This window comes from Burkholderia sp. EMB26, assembly GCF_024730645.1.
GTDB lineage: Bacteria > Pseudomonadota > Gammaproteobacteria > Burkholderiales > Burkholderiaceae > Burkholderia > Burkholderia cenocepacia.
This window is the reverse complement of the sequence record NZ_CP078071.1, coordinates 352736-375085: the sequence shown is the minus strand read 5'-3', so window position 1 is coordinate 375085 and position 22350 is coordinate 352736. Positions and strand designations below refer to the sequence as shown.

18 protein-coding genes are annotated in these 22350 nt (G+C 67.7%); 8 read left to right on the top strand and 10 right to left on the bottom strand.

All coding sequences use genetic code 11. The features are described from left to right. Window positions 1-121 precede the first annotated feature (121 nt). A complete protein-coding gene (gene hpaR, locus KU887_RS18345; protein ID WP_006490704.1) occupies window positions 122-562 on the top strand; it encodes a homoprotocatechuate degradation operon regulator HpaR in 441 nt (146 codons plus the stop codon). Window positions 563-691: 129 nt separating this feature from the next. On the opposite strand, the gene KU887_RS18340 is transcribed toward hpaR, so the two are convergent. Next, on the bottom strand, window positions 692-1903 hold the full coding sequence (locus KU887_RS18340) for an SDR family oxidoreductase (protein WP_006492943.1): 1212 nt from the start codon (window positions 1901-1903) through the stop codon (window positions 692-694). Between the two features lie 649 nt (window positions 1904-2552). Between KU887_RS18340 and KU887_RS18335 the strand changes: the two genes are divergently transcribed. The 4 genes from KU887_RS18335 (at window position 2553) to KU887_RS18320 (ending at window position 7149) form a co-directional block, all read left to right on the top strand. Beyond that, window positions 2553-2900: a DUF3564 family protein gene (locus tag KU887_RS18335; RefSeq protein WP_109342429.1), complete on the top strand. Its 348-nt coding sequence runs from the start codon at window positions 2553-2555 to the stop codon at window positions 2898-2900. Between the two features lie 414 nt (window positions 2901-3314). Next, on the top strand, window positions 3315-5210 hold the full coding sequence (locus KU887_RS18330) for a penicillin-binding protein 2 (RefSeq protein WP_048985571.1): 1896 nt from the start codon (window positions 3315-3317) through the stop codon (window positions 5208-5210). Window positions 5211-5369: 159 nt separating this feature from the next. Then, window positions 5370-6365, top strand: a complete 996-nt coding sequence (locus KU887_RS18325) for an arabinose ABC transporter substrate-binding protein (protein ID WP_006483551.1) — start codon at window positions 5370-5372, stop codon at window positions 6363-6365. Window positions 6366-6384: 19 nt separating this feature from the next. Next, entirely contained in the window at window positions 6385-7149 is a 765-nt protein-coding gene (locus KU887_RS18320; protein ID WP_006483553.1) for an SDR family oxidoreductase, read from the top strand. 70 nt (window positions 7150-7219) lie between these two features. Here the strand turns inward: KU887_RS18320 and KU887_RS18315 are convergent, their stop codons facing one another. From KU887_RS18315 to KU887_RS18300, 4 genes are all read right to left on the bottom strand, one after another. Then, window positions 7220-8935: a cation:proton antiporter gene (locus KU887_RS18315; protein WP_006493088.1), complete on the bottom strand. Its 1716-nt coding sequence runs from the start codon at window positions 8933-8935 to the stop codon at window positions 7220-7222. Between the two features lie 209 nt (window positions 8936-9144). After that, window positions 9145-10572, bottom strand: a complete 1428-nt coding sequence (locus tag KU887_RS18310) for a cytochrome c (protein WP_060265898.1) — start codon at window positions 10570-10572, stop codon at window positions 9145-9147. After that, window positions 10569-12347, bottom strand: a complete 1779-nt coding sequence (locus tag KU887_RS18305; RefSeq protein WP_006491161.1) for a GMC family oxidoreductase — start codon at window positions 12345-12347, stop codon at window positions 10569-10571. Before KU887_RS18305 ends, KU887_RS18310 begins: the two co-directional genes overlap by 4 nt. Next, window positions 12347-13087: a gluconate 2-dehydrogenase subunit 3 family protein gene (locus tag KU887_RS18300; protein WP_006491164.1), complete on the bottom strand. Its 741-nt coding sequence runs from the start codon at window positions 13085-13087 to the stop codon at window positions 12347-12349. Before KU887_RS18300 ends, KU887_RS18305 begins: the two co-directional genes overlap by 1 nt. 370 nt (window positions 13088-13457) lie before the next feature. On the opposite strand from KU887_RS18300, the gene KU887_RS18295 reads away from it, so the two are divergent. Continuing rightward, on the top strand, window positions 13458-13799 hold the full coding sequence (locus tag KU887_RS18295) for a 2'-phosphotransferase (protein WP_258257016.1): 342 nt from the start codon (window positions 13458-13460) through the stop codon (window positions 13797-13799). Window positions 13800-13817: 18 nt separating this feature from the next. Here KU887_RS18295 and KU887_RS18290 read toward each other — a convergent pair whose 3' ends face one another. Further along, entirely contained in the window at window positions 13818-14234 is a 417-nt protein-coding gene (locus KU887_RS18290) for a DUF3995 domain-containing protein (RefSeq protein ID WP_043204794.1), read from the bottom strand. Between the two features lie 296 nt (window positions 14235-14530). On the opposite strand from KU887_RS18290, the gene ald reads away from it, so the two are divergent. Continuing rightward, window positions 14531-15646 carry an alanine dehydrogenase gene (ald, locus tag KU887_RS18285; RefSeq protein WP_006494982.1) on the top strand — a complete coding sequence of 372 codons (1116 nt, stop codon included), beginning with the start codon at window positions 14531-14533 and terminating at the stop codon, window positions 15644-15646. Window positions 15647-15686: 40 nt separating this feature from the next. Here ald and polX read toward each other — a convergent pair whose 3' ends face one another. The 4 genes from polX to KU887_RS18265 form a co-directional block, all read right to left on the bottom strand. After that, a complete protein-coding gene (gene polX, locus KU887_RS18280; protein WP_058903049.1) occupies window positions 15687-17465 on the bottom strand; it encodes a DNA polymerase/3'-5' exonuclease PolX in 1779 nt (592 codons plus the stop codon). Between the two features lie 149 nt (window positions 17466-17614). Then, window positions 17615-18007, bottom strand: coding sequence for a TraR/DksA family transcriptional regulator (locus tag KU887_RS18275; protein WP_012493297.1), 393 nt, complete (start codon window positions 18005-18007; stop codon window positions 17615-17617). A 384-nt stretch (window positions 18008-18391) separates the two neighbouring features. After that, window positions 18392-19798 carry an undecaprenyl-phosphate glucose phosphotransferase gene (locus KU887_RS18270; protein WP_034203353.1) on the bottom strand — a complete coding sequence of 469 codons (1407 nt, stop codon included), beginning with the start codon at window positions 19796-19798 and terminating at the stop codon, window positions 18392-18394. A gap of 11 nt (window positions 19799-19809) precedes the next feature. Then, window positions 19810-20592: a Crp/Fnr family transcriptional regulator gene (locus KU887_RS18265; protein ID WP_006494985.1), complete on the bottom strand. Its 783-nt coding sequence runs from the start codon at window positions 20590-20592 to the stop codon at window positions 19810-19812. A 919-nt stretch (window positions 20593-21511) separates the two neighbouring features. Between KU887_RS18265 and KU887_RS18260 the strand changes: the two genes are divergently transcribed. Continuing rightward, window positions 21512-22294 (top strand): Crp/Fnr family transcriptional regulator, encoded by a 783-nt coding sequence (locus tag KU887_RS18260; protein ID WP_006494986.1) that lies wholly within the window; start codon window positions 21512-21514, stop codon window positions 22292-22294. Window positions 22295-22350 lie beyond the last annotated feature (56 nt).

Genomic DNA, 22350 nt, shown 5'->3' with positions numbered 1-22350 from the left:
CGTCAATAGTTAATATCTTAAGTAAACAATCGAGCGCTGGCAACCTCGATTACCCTGATAGGCGAAATTCATCAGCTTCGGCTGTTAAGATTGATGCGTCCCCGTCCTCTGCTCTCCCCCGATGAACCGTACGCTCGACCATCGCAACCTGGCCATGCTGCTGCTCGAGGCTCGCGAAACGCTGATGGGTTTGTTTCGCCCCATTCTCAAGGAATTCTCGCTGACCGAACAGCAATGGCGGATCATCCGCGTGCTCGACGGCGAACCGGCGCAGGCGCTCGAAGCCGGTCAGATCGCGAAACGCTGCTGCATCCTGAGCCCGAGCCTGACCGGCGTGCTGGAACGGATGGAGCGCGACGGCCTGATCACGCGCACGCGTGCGCAGGAGGATCAGCGCCGGCTGCTGGTCAGCCTGACGCCGCAAAGCAGGAAACTGGTGACGGAAATCGGTCCCCGCATCGACGAGCAATATCGTCAGCTCGAGTCGCGGTTCGGCCAGGACGGCCTCGAAGATATCTACCGCGCGCTCGACCGGCTCATCGAGCTCGGCAGCCACGCGTAAAAACGGCGCCCGCGCCGCGATCGGCAGGAACGGGCGCCGGTGTGGCGCGGGCGGTCGAACGGGCTTGCGCCGGCCCCACGAATGCACTTTTCCAGACAGGGAAACGTGCGTCGTTCGCGTGAACGGGCCCTAATGGATCGCGCCGCGCATCAGCTCGGTCACGGCCACGCCGCGCGACGTGCGCATGCACTCCTCGACGTAATCGATGAACGGCAGCGGCTCGAAATCGATTTCGTCGCGCACGCGGCGATTGTCGAACACGCGATCGACCGTCGCGAATTCCCCGCAGCGCTGCAGCGCCCGGCCGATCACGCGCTCGAGCGCCGGATCGGGGCGCCCGAGCACGTCGCGCACCACGAGCGGCAGCTCGGCCGGCGCGCACGCCGCGTAGCGCGGCGCCCCGGTCATCCCCGCCGCCTCGTCCATCGCGCGCACGATCTGCGCGACCTGCGGCGCCTCGTCGCCGGCCGACACGTGATAGACGTCGTGCGCGAGCGTCGGCTTGACGGCCAGCAGCATCGTCGCGCGCGCCACGTCGTCCACCGACACGATGTCGATGCGCGTCATCGGCCGCGCGGTGAAGCGGCGCGCCGCGTGCGCGAGCCGGAACATCCAGAACGAATTCGGCGCGGGCCGCGTCCCGAGCACCGTGTGGCCGACCACGTGCGACGGCCGCACGACGACGAGCGGCAGCCCGAGCGCGCGCAGGCGCTGCTCCGTTTCCGCCTTCGCGTGCAGGTAGTCGGCCGCGAGCACCGCGCCCGGCAGGCCGTCGTCGCCCGGCGCGGCGTCGTTCCCCGCGTCGCGCTCCGCCTCCTCCTGCACGATTCCGCCGCGGCCCGCATGCGCGTAGGCCGTGCCGACGTACACGAAGCGCTGCAGGCGCGGCGCGCGCGCAAAGCGTTCGGCAAAGTGCACCGCATCGGCGATGTCGGCCCGCAGATGCGCGCCGTCGGCCGGCGATGCGTGGCCCGCGCAGTGAATCACGTGCGTCGCGCCGGCCAGACGCGGTGCATCGGCGCCGTGCCACACGTCGCCGAGCGCGCCGACGATCACGTTCGCATCGGTCAGGCGCGACGCCCAGTACGGCGCAAGCCCCGCGCGCAACGCCGCTTCACGCAGCCGCGCGACCGCATGGCCGCGGTCCTGCGCACGCACGACGCAGACGATGCGTTCGAGCAGCCCTGCATTGACGAGCGCCGTCAGCACGGTACTGCCGATGAAACCGGTGGCGCCGGTCAGCACCAGCCGTCCGACGTTCGCCGCCGCGACCGGTGCGCTGGCCGGCGACACGAGGCTCGTCCGCCAGTTGAGCGACAACGCGGTTTTCCAGATCAGCACGATAGTCTCCTTCGAAGAGTCGGCCGGGCGGCGCGGTGCCCGCGGTTGCGGGCGGCGTACGGCTCACCGGCCGGGCCGGGGCTGACGCGCGCCCCGGCGGCTCCCGATCGGGCGTGCGGCCTGCGATCGCGTCGATCGCGCTCTGGCACGAGGTGGCGGCAGCCGGCGCGGACGGGCGTCCGCGGCACAGGATCGGGAAGGTCCCAGTGTGGGGCCCGAACGCATGCAAGTCTGTCCCGAAAGTTTCGTGAAAGTGTGCCGATTTGTACGCGATTGTCGGAGTGTGTCGTGCCGGCCGCCGCGTCAACACGCTGAAACGTTCGCTCGGGCCGCGTCCGGGCGGTGCCGGATCGCGCCGCCGCGGCGGTTTCGGCGGCGGCCGGCGCGCGACCGATCGACGCGGCCGGCGGCACTGTCATCCCATGTCTGGACCGCCGCGCGTCTTCGCATGGACATCGCGATCGCCGGTGTCCCCCGCGTGTGCTGACGCCTTGGGAATGACCATGAATCGTCAGACGTCGTTTCATCTGAAACCGAAATAGACCCAATACGGATTTATTGCGGATTATCACTTGCGTTTCACACCAGTCTATCTAGACTGTTCAAGTCCAAACGGTCGAATGTGTCATTTTTTTCAGGAGACGATGCAATGCGCCTCACCATTCGGATTAATGGCAGCGAATCGGCAACCCGGCATTCCTTCGCGGTACTGTGGGTCGATACCGACGAGGGGCTGTGGTCGCGCGAGGCACATCAGGGCATCGACCTTCCGACCTGGGGCAAGATCCGCGACGTCGAGGGCGCGATGGCCCTCTGCGCGGCCGACAGCGGCAATGCCGTCTGTCAGTTGAAGGGGTTGTCGTTCGATGCGACGCGGCGTGAACAAGGGCCCGCGGTGCTCGCCGGCGAACATCCCGACGGCGCGTGGCGGCTGCAGGCGGTCGATACCTGCACCACCCAGCCGGAATATCGGGAATTTATTTCCGTTGCCCGATAGGTATTATTGACATGAATCGTCTGCGGTTTTCGGGTTTATTCCGGTATCGGTGATATTCATTTCGATATTCAGCATGAATGGCGCCTCGGTTCGAGGCGCTTTTCATTTTCTGGATTAAAGAAATAACCGGGGTGCGGGCAATTGATCGCGCGCCGGGACGCTCGCGATCGAGCGGCGGCGAAGACCGCACGCTCGGATCGGCATGCGACGCTCGTGCGTGTTTCGTCCTGTGCAGCCGCCGCGAACGCCTGCCCGGCCCCGCCTTCCTCCCTTTTCCGCCGTGTTCCCGATCGCCTGCCATTCGCCTTTTTGCGGGGCCGGAACATACTTTCCCCACACGGTGTTTACTCATTTATTACAATCGCATTATTCAGACTGACCCGCCGCCGCCCGGCGGCCCGACCCGGCCATTGCATGAGCGTAAAAAAGAAGACCCACCCTGCCGATCCGTACGCAGCGGCGACCAAGAATCCGATGCTCGCGTCGCGCCTGCCGATGTGGCGCTCGCGGCTGATCGTGGTCGTCGTGTTCCTCGCGTTCGCCGCGCTGATCGCGCGCGCTTTCTGGGTGCAGGTCGCGAACCAGGATTTCTACGTCGGCCAGGGCCAGAAGCGTTATCAGCGCACGATCGAGCTCGACGCGATGCGCGGGCGCATCGTCGACCGCAACGGCGCGATGCTCGCGGTCAGCCTGTCGACCTATGAAATCTGGGCGAACCCGAAACAGGTCGCCGACACCGATTACCCGCAGATCGCGAAGCTGCTCGACATGCCGCTCGTCGAGGTGAAGCGGCGTCTCGGCAACGACAAGACGTTCGTGCTGCTCAAGCGGCAGGTCGACGCGGATACCGCGAGCCGGCTCGACAAGCTCGCGATCGACGGCATCACGCAGATCGCCGATTCGAAGCGCTTCTACCCGGAAGGCGAATCGGCCGCGCACGTGGTCGGCTTCACGAACGTCGAGGACAAGGGCCAGGAAGGCGTCGAGCTCGCGGCCAACGCGCGCCTGCAAGGCACGTCCGGCCAGCGCGAGGTGATCCGCGACCGGCTCGGCCGCATCGTGTCGGACACGCGCCCGCTCGTCCCCGCGCAGCACGGCGCGACGATCGAGCTGACGATCGACCGCCGCATCCAGCAGCTCGCCTTCAGCCAGCTCAAGGCGGCCGTGATCGAGAACAACGCGGTAGCCGGCAGCGTCGTCGTGCTCGACGCGCAGAACGGCGAGATCCTCGCGCTCGCGAACTACCCGACCTTCGATCCGAACGACCGCGCCCGCCTCACCGGCCAGCAACTGCGCAACCGCGCGGTGATCGACACGTTCGAACCGGGCTCGACGATCAAGCCGCTCGTCGTCGCGCTGTCGATCGACGAGCGCAAGGTCACGCCGAACACGATCATCAACACGTCGCCGGGCACCTACAAGATCGGCCCGGCGGTGATCCACGACACGTCGAACCACGGGTCGCTGACGGTATCGCAGGCGCTGCAGAAGTCGAGCAACGTCGCGCTCGCGAAACTGGCGCTGAACCTGCCCGCCGAAACGATCTGGAACAAATACCAGGAGTACGGGATCGGCCGCGCGCCGGAGCTGACGTTCCCGGGCGTCGCGTCGGGCCGGCTGCGCGGCTACAAGCGCTGGCGGCCGATCGAGCAGGCGACGATGGCGTACGGCTACGGGCTGTCGATGTCGCTGCTGCAGATCGCGCAGACCTACACCGCCTATGCGGGCGACGGCACGCTGCACCCGGTGTCGCTGCTGAAGAACGGCACCGATCAGCAGACGATCGACGCGCACCGCGGCCACCGCGTGACGTCGCCGCAAACCGCCGCCGCGATCCGCTCGATGCTCGAGATGGCGGTCGGCGAAGGCGGCACGGGGCGCCGCGCGCGCGTCGACGGCTACCGGATCGGCGGCAAGACCGGGACCGCGCGCAAGCAGGTCGGCGCGAGCTACGCGAAGGGCAAGTACCGCGCGCTGTTCGCGGGGATGGCGCCGATGAGCAACCCGCGCCTGATCGTCGCGGTGATGATCGACGAGCCGCGCGGCAAGGGTTACTACGGCGGCACGGTGGCCGGCCCGGTGTTCGCGTCGGTCACGAGCGGCTCGTTGCAGCTGCTCGGCGTGCCGCCCGACGCGCCGGTCGAAGCGGAGAAGAACGCGCCGGTGAAGGCCGCCGCGCCGCAGAAGACGGTCTCCGCGCCGAAAGCGGCGGCAGCGACGACGGCCGTCACGCAGAAACCGTCGGCGTCGCCCAGGACCACCGCGCAAGCCGGCCCCCCCGCACCCGCGAAGCCGGCCGCCGCCGGCTGACGAAGCCACGGGCGGTGCCGGGTCCGCATCGCCCCGCCCCATCCCACTCTCTAGGAACGCACCGCATCATTTGAGCGTTCCCGCCGCGTCCTCCTACAATTTTTGCGCGCCGCAGGCGGCCTTGCCTGCGCGCCCGACTACAACAACGGAGAGAGACGCATGCGATTCCACTGGAAAACGCTCGTGCTGGCCACCGCGAGCGTCACGCTGCTGGGCGGCGCCCCGGCCCGGGCGGCCGATGCCGCCGACGTGAAGATCGGCTTCCTCGTCAAACAGCCGGACGATCCGTGGTTCCAGGACGAATGGCGCTTCGCCGAACAGGCCGCGAAGGAACAGCACTTCACGTTGATCAGGATCGCGGCGCCGAGCGGCGAGAAGGTGTCGACTGCGCTCGACAGCCTCGCCGCGCAAAAGGCGCAAGGCGTGATCATCTGCGCGCCCGACGTGAAGCTCGGCCCCGGCATCGCGGCGAAAGCCAGGCGCGCGGGGATCAAGCTGATGTCGGTCGACGACCAGCTCGTCGACGGCCACGGCGCACCGCTCCCGGGCGTGCCGCACATGGGCATCTCCGCTTACAAGATCGGCCAGCAGGTCGGCCAGGCGATCGCGGACGAGACGAAGCGGCGCGGCTGGAATCCGGCCGAAGTCGGCATCATCCGGCTCGCGTACGACCAGTTGCCGACCGCGCGCGAGCGCACGACCGGCGCGGTCGACGCGCTGAAGGCCGCCGGCTTTCCGGCCGCGAACGTGATCGACGCGCCCGAGATGACGGCCGACACCGAAGGCGCATTCAACGCGGCGAACATCGCGCTCACCAAGCATGCGAACTTCAAGCGCTGGGTCGCATTCGGCTCGAACGACGACACGACAGTCGGCGCGGTGCGCGCCGCCGAGGGGCGCGGCATCGGCGCGGATGCGATGGTCGCGGTCGGCATCAACGGCAGCCAGATCGCGCTCAACGAGTTCGCGAAGCCGAAGCCGACGGGCTTCTACGGTTCGATCCTGCTGAATCCGCGCCAGCACGGCTACCAGACGAGCATCAACATGTACGACTGGATCACGAAGAACCAGGCGCCGCCGCCGCTCGTGCTGACGTCCGGCACGCTGATCACGCGCGACAACGAGAAGCAGGCGCGCGCCGCGCTCGGCCTGTGAACCCGCACCAGGAGCCGACATGACACGCACCACCCTCGTGACGGGCGCCGCCGGCGGCATCGGCCAGGCGCTGTGCCGCACCTTCCTCGCAGCCGGCGACCGCGTGCTCGCGCTCGATCGCGACCGCGCGGCGCTCGACCGCTTCATCGGGACGCTCGCCGATGGGCGCGCGACGCCGGTCGTCGACGATCTCACCGACGCCGAGCGCCTGTGCTCGATGCTCGAATCGCATCCGGAAGTCGACGTGCTGGTCGCGAACGCGGGCACGGCCGCCTCGACCACGCTGCGCGACACGACGCCCGCAAGCTGGCGCACCGATCTCGATGCGAACCTGACCGCCACCTACGTGAGCGTGGAAGCCGTGCTGCCCGGCATGCGCGCCCGCGGGCGCGGCGCGATCGCGATCATCGGTTCGGTCAACGGCGTGCATGCGCTCGGGCATCCGGCCTACAGCGCGGCGAAGGCCGGGCTGATCAGCTACACGAAGTCGCTCGCGATCGAATACGGCCGCGACGGCGTGCGCGCGAACATCGTGTTGCCCGGCACGGTCAAGACACCCGCGTGGGAAGCGCGCGTGCAGCGCAACCCGCAGGTATTCGAGCAATTGAGGAAATGGTATCCGCTCGACGATTTCGCGACGCCCGACGACGTCGCGCAGGCGGCGCTGTTCCTGTGCTCGCCGGCCGCGCGGATCATCACTGGTGTCGCGCTGCCGGTCGACGGCGGCCTGCTGGCCGGCAATCGCGTGATGGCGCAGGAACTGACACTCGAGACGTTCTACTGAGACTGAAGCCGGCAGCGCCGGCGGCCGCCCGCGCCGCCGTGCGCTGCCCGGTGCGCGATGCCGCGCGCCGTCAATGCGCGGCCGCGACCGGCTTCGCCATCCGGCCGAGCACGTGCTCGGTCATCCCGCGCGCGAGTTCGGTCTCGCCCATGAACACGGTGCCGATCCCCTCGTTCGACAGCAGCGCGGCCTCGTCGCTACTGTTCGTGCACAGCACGACTTCGAGCGTCGGGTTGAGCGTGCGCGAAATCTCGACGATCTGCCGCACGTCGAACACGTCGGGCAGCGTGACGACCAGCATCCCGGCGCGGGCGATATGCGCCTGCACCAGCACGATCGGCTCGATCGCGTCGCCCGACACGGCCGCGATGCCGTCCGCGCGCAGCTTCTCGACGAGCTCGCGATTCTGCTCGACGACGACATACGCGATCCCCCGCTCGTCCAGCGCATGCGCGATCCGCGTGCCGACCTTGCCGTAGCCGACGATCACGACCTGCCCGGTCAGGTGCGTCTGCGGCGTCGACATCGGCAGCGCGGCGAGCGGATCGTCGCGCGCCTCGAGCTTGCGCGCGAACGCCGAATGCTTGCGAATCCACGCGAGCGCCGGATCGATCATCGCGAACAGCAGCGTGTTCATCGCGATCGAGATCAGCGCGACCGCGAGAATCAGGCTCTGCCCTTCGGCCGACAGCAGCCCGAGCGCACGGCCGAGCCCCGCGAGGATGAACGAGAATTCGCCGATCTGCGCGAGGCCCGCGCCGACGGTCAGCGCGGTGTTCAGCGGATAGCGGAATGCGATCACGAGCGCGACGGCCGCGACCGTCTTGCCGATCAGCACGATCGCCGCGACCTCGATCACGTGCAGCGGCTCGTCGAGCAATACTTTCGGGTCGAACAGCATGCCGACCGAGATGAAGAACAGCACCGAGAACGCGTCGCGCAGCGGCAGCGTCTCGTCGGCCGCGCGCCGGCTGAATTCCGACTCGCGCATCATCATCCCGGCGAAGAACGCGCCGAGCGCGAACGACACGTCGAACAGCTTCGCCGCGCCGAACGCGATGCCGACCGCCGCCGCAATCATGCAAAGCGTGAACAGCTCGCGCGAGCCCGTGCGCGCGACGAGCCACAGAATGCGCGGGAACACGCGCTTGCCGACCACCAGCATCAGCGCGATGAACGCGGCGACCTTCAGCATCGTGACGCCGAGCGTGCTCCACACGCTGCCGCCGGCCGCGTGCGCGTCACCGGGCGGCGTGCCGCCGAGCAGTCCCGCCACCGGCGGCAGCAGCACCAGCACGAGCACCATCACGAGATCCTCGACGACCAGCCAGCCCACCGCGATACGCCCGTTGACCGTTTCGACGAGCCCGCGTCCCTCGAGCGCGCGCAGCAGCACGACGGTGCTCGCGACCGACAGCGCCAGCCCGAACACCAGCGCCGCACCGAGGCTCCAGCCCCAGGTGAGCGCGAGCCCGCCGCCGAGCAGCGTCGCGACGGTGATCTGCACGATGGCGCCCGGCAGCGCGATCTTGCGCACCGCGAGGAGATCGCCGAGCGAAAAATGCAGGCCGACGCCGAACATCAGCAGCATCACGCCGACTTCCGCGAGCTGCTGCGCGAGCGACAGATCGCCGACGAAACCGGGCGTGCCGGGGCCGATCACGATCCCGGCAAGCAGATAGCCGACGAGCGGCGGCATTTTCAGCAGCGACGCGAGGTAACCGAAGATCATCGCGAGACCGAAACCGGCCGCGAGCAACGCAATCAGGCTGACGTCATGAGGCATCCCCCCTCCCAAGCTCTTGTAACTATTTAGTAAGGTTCAAGAGTGAAAGGATAAGGGATGAGGCGGAAGAATGGCGCGCAGCCGCGAAAATTTCACGCGGCGGCGCCGGTTGGCGGGGCGCGACCCCGGCGAAGTGAAAGGCATGGCGGGCCCGGTCGCACGTCGACGTGGACCGCGCGACAGGCGGGGCGAGCGCCCCGCCGCTCCCGTCAGCGCGACGCTTGCGGGAACCGCGCGCCCGGCGGCGGCTCGGGCCGCGTCGACGGCACGCTCTTGCGCACCTTCGCGACCTGCGCGGCTGTCACCGGCGCGCCCGTGTTGCCCCAGCTCGTGCGCACGAAGTTCGACACGTCCGCGACTTCCTGGTCCGACAGGCGCCAGCCGAACGGCGGCATCGTGAAGGTCGACGGCGCGGTGCGCGTGCCCTGCAGCGCGCTGCCTTCCAGCACGACGTGGATCAGCGAGGTCGGATCGTCGCCCTGCACGACCGGGTTGCCGGCGAGCGCCGGGAACACGCGCGTGTAGCCGTGGCCGTCGCTGCGGTGGCAGGCCATGCAGTTGTCGCGATAGACGGCCGCGCCCGGCTTGCTCGCGTCGCCGGTCTGCAGCGCCTTCGCGGCGGCCGCGTCGTACACGTGCGGCTGCTCGCCCTGCACGCGCGGCGGCAACGTCTTCAGGTAGCGTGCGATCGCGTTCAGGTCGTCGTCGGTCATGTGCTGCATGCTGTGGCCGACCACGTCCGTCATCCCGCCGAACGCGGCCGTGCGCAGCGTACGGCCGGTCTTCAGGAACTGCACGATCTCGGTTTCGTTCCACGTGCCGAGGCCCGTGCGCGGCTCGCCGCGCAGGCTGGTCGGCACCCAGCCGTCGATCGCCGCGCCGCCGGCCAGGAAGTCGAGGCCGTCCGCGTCGGTCAGCCCGCGCTCCTGCATCGTCGGCGCGCGCGGCGTGTGGCATGCGCCGCAATGGCCGAGCCCCTGCACCAGATACGCGCCGCGGGCGACCACCGGGTCGGTGTACGGCGCCGCGTCGAACGGCTTCGGCGCCGGCGCGAACAGCTTGCGCCAGATGCCGAGCGGCCAGCGCATCGACAGTGGCCACACGATGTCCACCTTGCGGTTCTCGTGCTCGACCGGCGCGACGCCGTGCATGAAGTACGCGTACAGCGCCTTCATGTCGTCGTCGGTCAGGCGCGAATACGACGGGAACGGCATCGCCGGATACATCGTGTCGCCGTTCTTGCGCACGCCTTCGCGCACCGCGCGGGTGAAGTCCTCATAGGTCCAGCCCCCGAGGCCCGTCTTCGGGTCCGGCGTGATGTTCGTCGAGTAGATGCCGCCGATCGGCGTGTCGAACTTCAGGCCGCCGGCGAACGGCTTGCCGCCGTTCGCGGTGTGGCAGGCGATGCAGTCGCCCGCGCGGGCGAGGTATTCGCCGCGCTTCACGAGCGCCGCGTCGGCGGACTGGGCGACAGGCGCAGCCGCCGCGCCCGAAGCCGCGGCCGGCGTAGACGCCGGCTGCGCGAACGCGGCGCCGCCCGCCAGACCGAATGCCGCCCAGGCCGTGCCGATCGCCAGCGCGCGCCGCAGCGGGGACACCGGACGCGCGGCGTTGTGGTGGTTCATCGTCCTCTTCATACGGTCACCAGCGGGGCGGGATTTTTCAGGTATTGCTCGCGGATCGCACGTGCCGACCAGTAGGCCAGCGCCGCGATGATCCCGGTCGGGTTGTAGCCGATGCCCTGCGGCAGCGCGGACGCGCCCATCACGAACACGTTGTGCACGTCCCAGCACTGCAGGTAGCGGTTCAGCACGCTCGTCTTCGGGTCGGTGCCCATGATCGCGCCGCCGACGAGATGGGTCGTCTGGTACTGGCGCGAGTCGAAGTGCTTGCCGAACTCGCGCGTCGACACGCCGATGGCCTTCGGCCCCATCGCTTCCGCGATCTTTTTCATCTGGCCGGTCACGTACTGCGCCATCCTGATGTCGTTGTCCTTCCAGTCGAACGTCATCCGCAACAGCGGCTGGCCGTACGAATCGCGATAGGTCGGATCGAGGTCGAGATACACGTCGCGGTACGACATGTTGGTGCCGTGCGCGTCCATCGAGATCGTGTGCGCGTAGTTGTCCTTGACCGCCTTCTTCCACGCCGAGCCCCACTGCGGCGTGCCGGGCGGCGTGGCGATGCCGCTGATCGGCTTCACGCCGGCCTGGTTCACCCACAACGGCGAGCCGCCGACGAAGCCGAGCGGGCCGTGGTCGAAATTGTCCGCGTTGAAGTCGTCCACCGCGACGCCGTTGCCGCCCGCGCCGATGAACGGGTTCGTGTAGGTGTCCTTGTCGAAGAACGCCTTGATCGTCGACAGGTTCTGGTACGCGAAATTGCGGCCGACCACGCCTTCGCCCGAGATCGGATCGTACGGCTTGCCGATGCCCGACAGCAGCAGCAGGTGCACGTTGTGATACTGGAACGCGGCCACGATCACGAGATCGGCCGGCTGGTGCACTTCACGCCCGGCCGGATCGACGTAGGTCACGCCGGTCGCGCGCTTCTTCGTGTCATCGAGGTCGACGCGCAGCACGTGGCACTTCGAGCGCAGCTCGAAGTTCGGCGCCTGCTTCAGCGCCGGCAGGATGTTCAGGTTCGGCGACGCCTTCGAATACATGTAGCACGCGTAGCCGCTGCAGTAGCCGCAGAAGTTGCACGGGCCCATCTGCACGCCGTACGGGTTCGTGTACGGGCCCGACGTGTTCGCCGACGGCAGCCGGTACGGATGCAGGCCGAGCGAGTGTGCGGCATCGAAGAAGCGCTGCGCCGAATACGTATTGAGCTGCGCCGGCAGCGGGAAGTTGTCGCTGCGGTTCGCCTCGAACACGTTGCCGTCGCCGACCACCTTGCCGCCGACCTTGTACGCCTGCCCCGACGTGCCGAACACCTTCTCGGCGAAATCGAAATGCGGCTCGAGCTCGTCGTACGTGACGCCCGTATCCTGGATCGTCATCCCTTCGGGGATGAATTTCTTGCCGTAGCGCTCTTCATAGTGGCTGCGCAGGCGCAGCTCTTCCGGCGTGATCCGGAAGTGCACGCCCGACCAGTGCAGCCCCGCGCCGCCGACGCCTTCGCCCGGCAGGAACGCGGCGAGCTGCCGGTACGGCAGCGCGGTGTCCTGCAGGCCGTGGCGGATCGACACGGTCGTCTTCGACAGGTCGAGGAACAGCTTCTTGCGGATGTTGTAGGTCAGCTCGTCGATCGTGTTCGGGTACGCGCCGTCCGGATAGGTGTCGCGATATTCGCCGCGCTCCAGCGCGACGACGTTCAGGCCCGCTTCGGTCAGTTCCTTCGCGAGAATCGCGCCGGTCCAGCCGAAGCCGACGATCACCGCATCGACGTGCGGCTTCTTGTCTGCGGCCATCAGCTGCGCTCCCCGTTGATCGAGACGGGGCCGTACGGATAAGGCTTGCCGCTCTGGTTGACGAAATCCATGAAGTCCGCGCGTGCGCCCGGGAAACCGATCATCTTCCACGCGGCCATGTCGCGATTGCCGCCATGCACCGGATCGCAGAAGTAGCCTTCGCGCGTGTTCTGCAGCAACTGGCCGAGGAACACGCCGGGCGGGACGTCGTCGATCTGCGCGCCGCCCTTTTCCAGCGCGCCGAGCACCGTGTCGCGCGTCGGCGCGTCGAGATCCGCGAACGCCTTGCCGTGCGCCTTTTCGCAATAGCGGTTGACGGCCGCGATGCCGAGCCGGTAGATGTCGCGCGGCACCAGCTTCAACTGGTAGCCGAGCTCGGGCACGCCCTGCTGGAACGGCCCCTGCATGTACCACGTCGCGCCGTGCGCATACGGCGTCTCCATCTGGCGATCGATGAATTCCGGCACGCCCGCTTCGAGCGCGCCGGGGCCTTCGGCGTCGGCCGGAATCAGCCGGTCGACGGCGGCCTGGACGAACGCCCATTCCTTCGCATCGAAAAAGGTCGGCTTGTACGGCGCGCGTTCGGCGCTGGCCGCCGCAGTGGACGCGTTGCCGGCGGTCGTCGCGGACGGCGACGACGAATGCAGGTCGCAGCCGGCGACCGACGCGATCGGCACGAGCGCGACCGACGTGCGCAGGAAACGGCGACGCGAATTGGGTTTGTCAGGTGGCGTGGACATGGTCGGATGTTGATCGTTGGGGATCGGGGTTCGGACGCGCGCATTCCGCATGCCGCGTGCCCGGCACGGCAGCCGTGCCGCAAGCGGCCGGTCGCCCTGTTCTTTCGTGTGTTGCGCACAACCTCGACGCTGGCGCCCGGCCGCGATTCGCGGTGGCGCCGTCATTGCAGCCGCACTCGCCCCGGGGCCGGCGGCGTTGCGCGGAGCGACCTCTTTGCGGGCCCTATCGTCGGACAAATACCGGCATCGGCCGGCATCTTTCCGTCATCGCCCATGACCCTTATTCAACTTAGACGTCGCGCCTGCCGACGGCAAGCGCAACGTGCACGACCCTCTTTCCGGGCCTGGCGACGAGTGCCGCGAATTATATATGGAACCGGTTCCATTGCTAGAGGGTTCAATGCAATTCAGTGCATCGAAATCAGCAACAATGGAAAAACCGGATGCCGGAATGTGCAAGGATGAGGAAATGGCGGACAGCGACGATCAGGCGGCGACGGAACCCGGCGCCCCTCATCACGTGTATCTGCCGGCGGACATCCGGACGGCGCTGACCGTCGGCGCGCGTTACGGCGTGCCCGCGATCCTCGAAGTCGCGGCGCAGCTGATGCACCGGCAGGGCCACACGTTCTTCGCCGCCGAAAACGATGTGTGGCTGATCGATGCCGTGCCGGCCGAATATCTCGAGCTAATCGATACGCGCGCGGATTGAATCATGCACGTTCCTCTCTCACCACGGCCAGAACATCGACGCGATCGACAGCGCCAGCGCCGCGCACAGCGGCGAGTAATACAGCGTATCCATCCGCGCGAAACGCGACCCGCGAATGCGTTTGAAGAAGCCGACGTAGCGGAAATCGCCGACGGCCCGCACCGCGAAGATCAATGCGAGCGCAACGATCGCGAACGCGATCGTGCAGGGATACGCGTTGCGCCCCAGCCAGCCGGCACGCGCGGCGACCGCGCCTGCACCGCCCAGCAGCGCGAGCGCGACGGCAAGCGTGCCGACCGCAGTCGGCCGCAACAGCGGTACGCCATCCTGCTCCGGAATGGCCGCGCGCTTGCCCAATCGCCCGCCGAACGCCCAGTACACGTGCACGAGCGCGATGGCGCAAAGCGTCGGTACGCTGAAATACGCAGCGGTCATGTCGATCAAGGTCCTCGTCTCGTTGTCTCGTCGTTTTGCCGAAAGGTGTTCGGCTCGCGGCCCCGGCCCGCGCCACGCATGACGATACCGAAACCCGGTCACATGCGCATTGCGACCTCGAGTCGCAACCGATCGCCACGCATGCTGCGTTGCAGTGCGCATGCGTCGTCGCACAGCCCGGTCGCTTGACTTCCCTCCGCGCACTACTACCCTGTTATTCCAGTACTGCGGTCGGCCTGCCGCTGCGCGACCGGCTGCTCGCACGACGACGATAACGAAGGCCATGGAGGCGACTCATGCTGATCGGTGTGCCGAAAGAGATCAAGAACCACGAATACCGCGTCGGCCTCACGCCGGCCGGCGCGCGCGAACTCACGCGGCACGGCCATCGCGTGCTGGTGCAGCGCGGCGCGGGTACGGCGATCGGCCTGCTCGACGACGACTACACGGCCGCGGGCGCGTCGCTCAGCGACGGTGCCGAGGACATCTTCGCGCGCGCCGACATGATCATCAAGGTCAAGGAACCGCAGCCGGCCGAATGCGCGATGCTGCGGCGCGGCCAGATCCTCTACACATACCTGCATCTCGCGCCCGATCCCGATCAGGCCGCCGCGCTCGTGAAATCCGGCGCGGTCTGCATCGCGTACGAAACCGTGACGGGCCCCGGCGGCGGCCTGCCGTTGCTCGCGCCGATGAGCGAAGTCGCGGGCCGCATGTCGATCCAGGTCGCGGCGACCCACCTCGAAAGCCCGCGCGGCGGCCGCGGTCTGCTGATGGCCGGCGTGCCGGGCGTGCCGGCCGCCCACGTCGTCGTGCTCGGCGCCGGCGTGGTGGGCACCGGCGCGCTGCAGATGGCGGTAGGCCTCGGCGCGCGCGTCACCGTGCTCGACAACAACGTGAACCGGCTGCGCCAGCTCGATCTCGTGTTCGCCAACCGGATCGCGACCGTCTGTTCGAATGCGCAGACGGTCGACGAAGCCGTGCGCGATGCCGATGTCGTGATCGGCGCCGTGCTCGTGCCCGGCGCGTCGGCGCCGCGGCTCGTCACGCGCGACATGATCGCGACGATGCGCAAGGGCGCGGTCGTCGTCGACGTCGCGATCGACCAGGGCGGATGCTTCGAGACCTCGCATGCGACCACGCATGCGGCGCCGACCTTCGTCGTCGACGGGGTCGTCCACTACTGCGTCGCGAACATGCCCGGCGCGGTCGCGCGCACGTCCACCTTCGCGCTGAACAATGCAACGCTCGGCCATGCGCTCGCGCTCGCCGACAAGGGCTGGAAGCAGGCGATGCTCGACGATCCGCATCTGCGCGCGGGCCTGAACGTGTGCGACGGTCACATCACGTACGAAGCGGTCGCGCTGGCGCTCGGGCTGCCTTACGTCCCCGCGACCGGCGTGCTCGGATGACCCTCCCGGCATGAGCTGAACGCATCGCGGCCGGCCACGCTCACGCGCCCTTCGACCGACTCCGCTTCGCACCGCCGCCCGCGCTGCCCGCACCGCCCATCGTGCGCGCCAGCAGCGGCCGCAGTTGCGCGAGCGTGCGCGTGTTCAGCACGTCCTGCCGCGTCAGCCAGCCGCGCCGCGCCTGATCGACGCCGAACGCGAGGTTGTCGAGCTCGTCCGCGCTGCATGCATCCGAACCGATCGCGACCGGCACGCCGGCCTTCGCGGCCTCGCGGCACCACACGTCCGGCAGGTCGAAGCGCCGCGGCTGTGCATCGAGTTCGACGAAACAGCCGCGCGCGGCAGCCTGCGCGAGCACGCGCGGCACATCGAGTTCGCAGGCGTCGCGCTCGCCGAGCAGGCGGCCGGTCGGGTGCGCGAGAATCGAGAAATGCGGATGATCCATCGCGCGCAGCATGCGATCGGTCTGCGCGCCGCGCGGCAGGTCGAAGCCGTCGCGTATCGCACCGACCACGAGATCGAGCCGGCCGAGCAGCGCGTCGGGCACGTCCAGGCTGCCATCCTCGCGAATGCCGGCCTCCACGCCCTTGAGCAACACGAAATCGTCGAACGTCGCGTTGAGGCGATCGATGTCGTCGAGTTGCCGCGCGAGCCAGTCGAAACCGTTGCGAGCGCCGCCGTCGGGTGGGGCGCGGTCGGTGACGGCCAGATAGGCGAGCCCGCGTGCACGCGCGGCGGCGGCCATCGCGCGCAGGCCGTCGCGGCCGGCCGACGCATCGGTGTGCGCGTGCAGGTCGCCATGGAGATGCTTGCGCTCGACCAGCGCCGGCAGCGTGCCGGCACGCGACGCATCGATCTCGCCGCGACCCTCGCGCAACTCGGGCGGCACCTCGTGCAACCCGATAGCCGCGTAGACCGATGCCTCCGTCGCTCCGGCAATCCGTTCGTCGCCACGAAACACGCCGTATTCGTTGATTTTCAGGCCGCCGGCCTGCGCGAGCCTGCGCAGCGCGATGTTGTGCGCCTTCGATCCGGTGAAGTAGACGAGCGCCGCGCCGAACGCATCGGCATCGACGACCCGCAGGTCGACCTGCAATCCGTTGACGAGCATCACGCTCGAGCGCGTCTTGCCGTGCGCGAGCACGCGCGCCACGTCGTCGTAGCCGACGAACGCTGCGGTGACCGCACCCGCGTCGCGCGCGGTGACGAGGATGTCGAGATCGCCGACCGTCTCGCGGCGGCGGCGGAAGCTGCCGGCCGGCACGGCCTGGCCGACGCCGGTCACCGCCCGCAGGCGTTCGAGCAACGGCATCAGCGCATGTGCGGCGTCGGGCAGCAGGAAGCGTTGCGGCTCGCGCTGCAGGCGATCGTCGATCGCTTCGAGCAGATGCGCTTCGGTTTTCGCGCCGAAGCCCGGCAGCTCGCGCACATGCCCGCTCTTCGCTTCGGCGCGCAACTGTTCGAGCGAATCGACGTTCAGCGCGTCATGCAGCGCCTTCACGCGTTTCGCGCCGAGCCCGGGCACGTCGAGCAGCTCGACGATCGCGCCCGGCAGCGCATGACGCAAGGTTTGCTGCAGTTCGCAGGTGCCGGTCGCGGCGATCTCGCGCAGCTTCGCCGCAAGATCGGCCCCGATCGACGGAATCTTCCCGAGATCGTCGCCTTTCGCGATCATCGTCGGAATATCCCGGCCGTAGTCGGCGATCGTACGCGCGGCGTTGCGGTACGCACGCACGCGAAACGGGTTGGCGCCCTGGATCTCGAGCATGTCGGCGATCTCGGCGAACACGGCCGCGCACTCGGCATTGTGGATCGGCATGATCGGCGTGGCTCCCTTCCACGTGGATGGCGCCGCGCCCCTGCGCGACGGCGTCTGCCCGCCCGGCGCCGCATGTCGACGCCGCCGGGCGCCCGTTGGTCATCCTGCGCCGGCCGCGCGGCGCGTACCGCGCGGCTGGAGCCGCGGCGTCAGAGCGACGCGCGCGGTGTCGTCGCGTAGCGTCGTTCGTAGATCGATTGGCAATGCGTGCAACGTTCGGCGGTCGGCCGCGCCAGCAGCCGCTCGTAGCCGACCGCGCCGTCGCAGTCGATGCATTCGCCGTAACTGCCGTCACGCATCCGCTGCTGGGCGCGCCCGATCGCGCGCAGTTCGGTCAGCTTCATCCCGATCAACGCATGGTCGACGTCGACGAACAGGTCGGCATTCGCCTCGTCGCCCTCGTCCGGCGCCGCGCCGGCCAGATCCGCATAGGATTCCGACGCGCGCTGGTCTTCGCTCGTGCGGATCTCCGCACGCAGCGCCTGCTCGCTCTCGTTCAGCCGCTGTTTCAGCGTCTGCCGTTGTTGTTGGTCGAGCGACATGGCCGTCTCTCCTGTTCCGGTTCCGCGCGAAGAAAGGCGGCGCGCGGTATCGCGCCGGTGCGCGACGCGCAGGCATGACCTGCGCCGCCGCATCCGGATGATGCGACCGGACGCGCAAAACGCCGGACGCATTCGACGCAGGATAAACCCATTGAACACGCGTGTGTTGACCGGAATCAGCGTGCCGGTCATGCGACGGCGGAGGGACGAAACTGGGGACGGACGCGGAATCGCGACCGAAGGGGCGCGTGGCGAAGCCCCGTCGGCGCAAACGCAGCGCAGCAATTTCCCATGCGGCCACATCGCTTCGTTCCGTGCGCACGAGCCGGCCTCATTCCGTCGATACGGTCGCTCATGCGGCGCCGCTTCGATGATTCGTCTTCCTTAGAATGCATTGCGCCCGATGAAGCCGCGCACCACCGTCATCAGGATGATCTTGATGTCGAACCAGAAGCTCCAGTTCTGCATGTAGAACAAATCGAACTTCACGCGCGCCTCCATCGCCTCGACCTTGCGCGTTTCGCCGCGATAGCCGTTCACCTGCGCCCATCCGGTGATGCCGGGCCGCACGCGGTAGCGGTACATGTAGCAATCGATCAGTTGCCGATAGAGGTCGTCGTGTTCGATCGCGTGCGGACGCGGGCCGACTACCGACATCTGCCCGAACAGCACGTTGAAGAACTGCGGCAGCTCGTCGAGCGACGTGCGCCGCAGGAATGCGCCGACACGCGTGATTCGCGAATCGTTGCGCGACGCCTGCCGCACGACGCCCGGCTGCACGCGGTGCACGCGCATCGTCCGGAACTTCAGGATATGGAACTCGCGGCCGTCGACGCCCTTGCGGCGCTGCTTGAACAGCACCGGCCCCGGCGACGACAGCTTGACCGCGATCGCCACCATCGTCAGCAGCGGCAGCAACGGAATCAGCACGCCGAACGCGAACAGCCGGTCGAACGCGAACTTGGCCCACAGCTCCGGCGCGGCGCGCGGCGTGGTCGCGAGATTGATCGCCGGCATGCCGAGCAGGTCGGTCGCGGAGCGATCGACGACCGCCATCTGCCGCACGTCGGGCAACAGCCGCAACTCGACGAACTCGTCGCGCAATTCGCGCACGATGCGCTGGATCCGCCACTCGTGCGACATCGGCAGCGTGAGCCAGACCTCGTCGATGTCGCCGCCCCGAATCAGGTCGCGCAACGTGGGCCAGTCGTCGATCACCGGCACGCCGCCGATGCCGCCCGCGGCGGTCTGCGCATCGTCGTCGAATACGCACGCGGCCACGAACGGGCCATTCGGCGCGCGCTGCATCCGCTCGATCGCCACCCGCCCGTAGCCGGTTGCGCCGACGACGGCGACGCGACGTTGCCGCCCCCGCGGATCGCCGCGCGTCAGCGCGAACGCCAGCAACGCCGCGCGGCCGAGCAGCAGCGCCGCGTCACCGGCGAGCACCGTGCGCACGATCCAGCGGGTCGTGACGGTGCCGCCGCGATTCATGATCCACATCGTGCCGGCCACCGTCAGCACGCTCGCGCACACCACCGCCACCAGCGTGTGCGTCAGCGCGTGCGCGCCGCCCTGCACCGCGACGCCGCCGCGCACGGTGCGCAGGTAGCGCGGCAGCAGCGCCACCGTCAGCACGCACAGCAGCGCGATCGCGCCGCGCTGCGCGTCGGACAGCGCATGCCAGCCGAGACCCGACGCAGCCTGCGCGACGAGCGCGCCGGCCAGCACGAGCACGACGTCGGCCGCCGCGATCGCGGCGCGCCGCATCGCATTCGTTCCACCGGACATCGACTGCATCGTCACGCACCGTGCGCCGGGAAACCGCAACGCCCTTCCGGCATGCGCGGGCGAACCGTCGCCGGCCTCGTATTCCCGCGCGTGCCGAGCAGCCGGCGATAGTCCGCGCGAATCAGGTCGTAGCATTCGCACGCGTGATGTTCGAGGCCATCGCGGTCGAGCACCGTGATGCGGCCGCGGCGCTGCCGGATCAGGCCGGCTTCCTGCAGGTTCCCGGCCGCTTCCGTCACGCCTTCGCGCCGCACGCCGAGCATGTTCGCGATCGTCTGCTGGGTGACGGTCAGCTCGTCGCCGTCGATCCGGTCGTGTGCGAGCAGCAGCCAGCGGCTGAGTTGCTCGCTGACCGAATGGTGCCGATTGCACAGTGCGCTGCGCGAGATCTGCGCCATCGTCGCCTGGCAGGTGTTGAGCAGCAGCCGATAGGTCTGCGGCGACCGCTCGAACTCGGCGCGCATCACGCAACTCGGCACGCGATACGCCATCCCGCCGATCCGCACCTCGACCCGGCTCGACGCGGCGACGCCGCCGACCAGCGTGCCCAGCCCGACCACGCCCTCGCGGCCGACCACCGCCACCTCGACCATCGCGCCGTCCTCCATCAGGTGCTGGACCGACATCATCGCCGTCGTCGGAAAGTGCAGATGACGCATCGGCTCGCCGACCCGGTCGAGCATCCCGGCCTTGATCCTGACCAGTTCGAGATGCGGTGCGATGGTGCGGATGCTGTCCTCCGGGAGGGCAGCAAGGATGGCATTCGCCGAGTAGCTCGAGTGAAGATGAAGCATGTCTGTATCCCTTTTATTGTCCGCGCCGCCTGCAGCCGCGTGCACGGAACTCGTTATCGCGATGCGCGCCCGGACATTGACAGCGGTTGCGGCCCACAACCCTGAATCCGACTGACCATCGGCTTGTCATCGCCGGATTGAGTCGACTGTCCCGTTTCGACACGCCAGCCCGAATAAGCGATTTACGTGCCAATAGCCGTCCATCCTTAATATATGAATCACGTCCGATTTAGCGCACCCGAATAACCGTCCCCAAAATCGAAAAAACGTCTCATTTCCGGACACTCCTCCACGCAACGGACACAGCGCGCATTCGACTGATCAATTCCCGTGCATCGGCCGCGGGCGATCGGGTGACGGTCACGACGCTTACCGTTCAAATACTTACAGCCGATTTTCAATTGTTTCCGTGATGTGCAGCGCAGCATTTGCCGACGCGACCACACCTCACACGCTTGTTTCAAACTGTCTCAAATTTGAATCGGGACACTAATTCGAGGCTCTGTCCGCTACCGCACACATCATGCTCAAGCCATTGATCCCAATGAAAAATCAGGCGCTCCCCGTTTATTTGTCAAATAATGTTCAATGTCGCGGGAGCCTTTCGTTGTACGATGCGCCACGTCGTTCGATTGATTCCGGTTCGACATCGAATGACAGGAAAGCGCACCAATCCATTTCCGGACAATTAATCCCTTGAAAATGAATCATTAAATCGGCATAACGTTTGCACTGAACCGCAATCGTCAAACTTTGTGAAATTACGTAATGCGAAATTGCCCGAATTCGATTGCGTGCTAGCCTTTTTCGCCAGTATCGTCATTCCGCTTTCGATCAACACAAGTCCGCACGATCGTGCGAAATCCCGGTGCGGGATTCGCCGCGACGACGCGCGACCGCCACCCTGCGAGGATGCGCCGTGACTCACCAGGCCCCCGACGCCGTCGCGTATGCGAACGGCATGATCGAGCTTTCCCACAGCTTCGACGCCAACCGGTTTCTCGCGGCCATCGACCGCGATGAACTCGCCACGCTGACGCCCCACCTTCAACTCGTTCACCTGAAATCCGGGCAAGTGCTGTGCGAACCCGGCGAAATGCTCACGGCCGTCTACCTGCCGGTCACGACCGCGATTTCGCTGCAGTACGTGTCGTCCGGCGGCATGACGCTGGAAGTCGCGGAGATCGGCAGCGAAAGCGTGGTCTGCGACGACGTGATCGGCGGCAGCGGCCGGATGCCGTGTCGTGCGCTCGCGTGCCGCGACGGCTTCGTCTACCGGCTCGACCGGCGCGTCTTCGCCGCCGCGTTCGACGCGTCGCCGGTGATTCGCCATCTCGTGTTCGTCTGCGTGCGGCTGCTGATGGCGCAGGTGTCGCAGATCACGTTCTGCAGCCGTCACCACGTGCTCAAACATCAGTTATGCAGATGGTTCCTGCTCGCGTTCGATCGCACGCGCAGCATCGAGATCCAGGTGACGCACAGCATGCTCGCGCAAATGCTCGGCGTGCGGCGGGAGACGGTCACGGACGCCGCCGGCGAAATCCAGAAACTCGGCCTGATCCGGCAATACCGCAGCTCGATCGAGCTCGCGGACCTCGACGGCCTCGAAAAAATGTCGTGCGGCTGCCGCGCGATCGTGCGCGACGAGATGAAGCGCATCCTGTCGGCCGACTCGGGCGTGCCGGCCGCGTCGCGCACGTGATCAACGTGCCGGACCGGGACGGCGCGACGGCGCCGCCCGCGTGCAGGGTCAGCTGT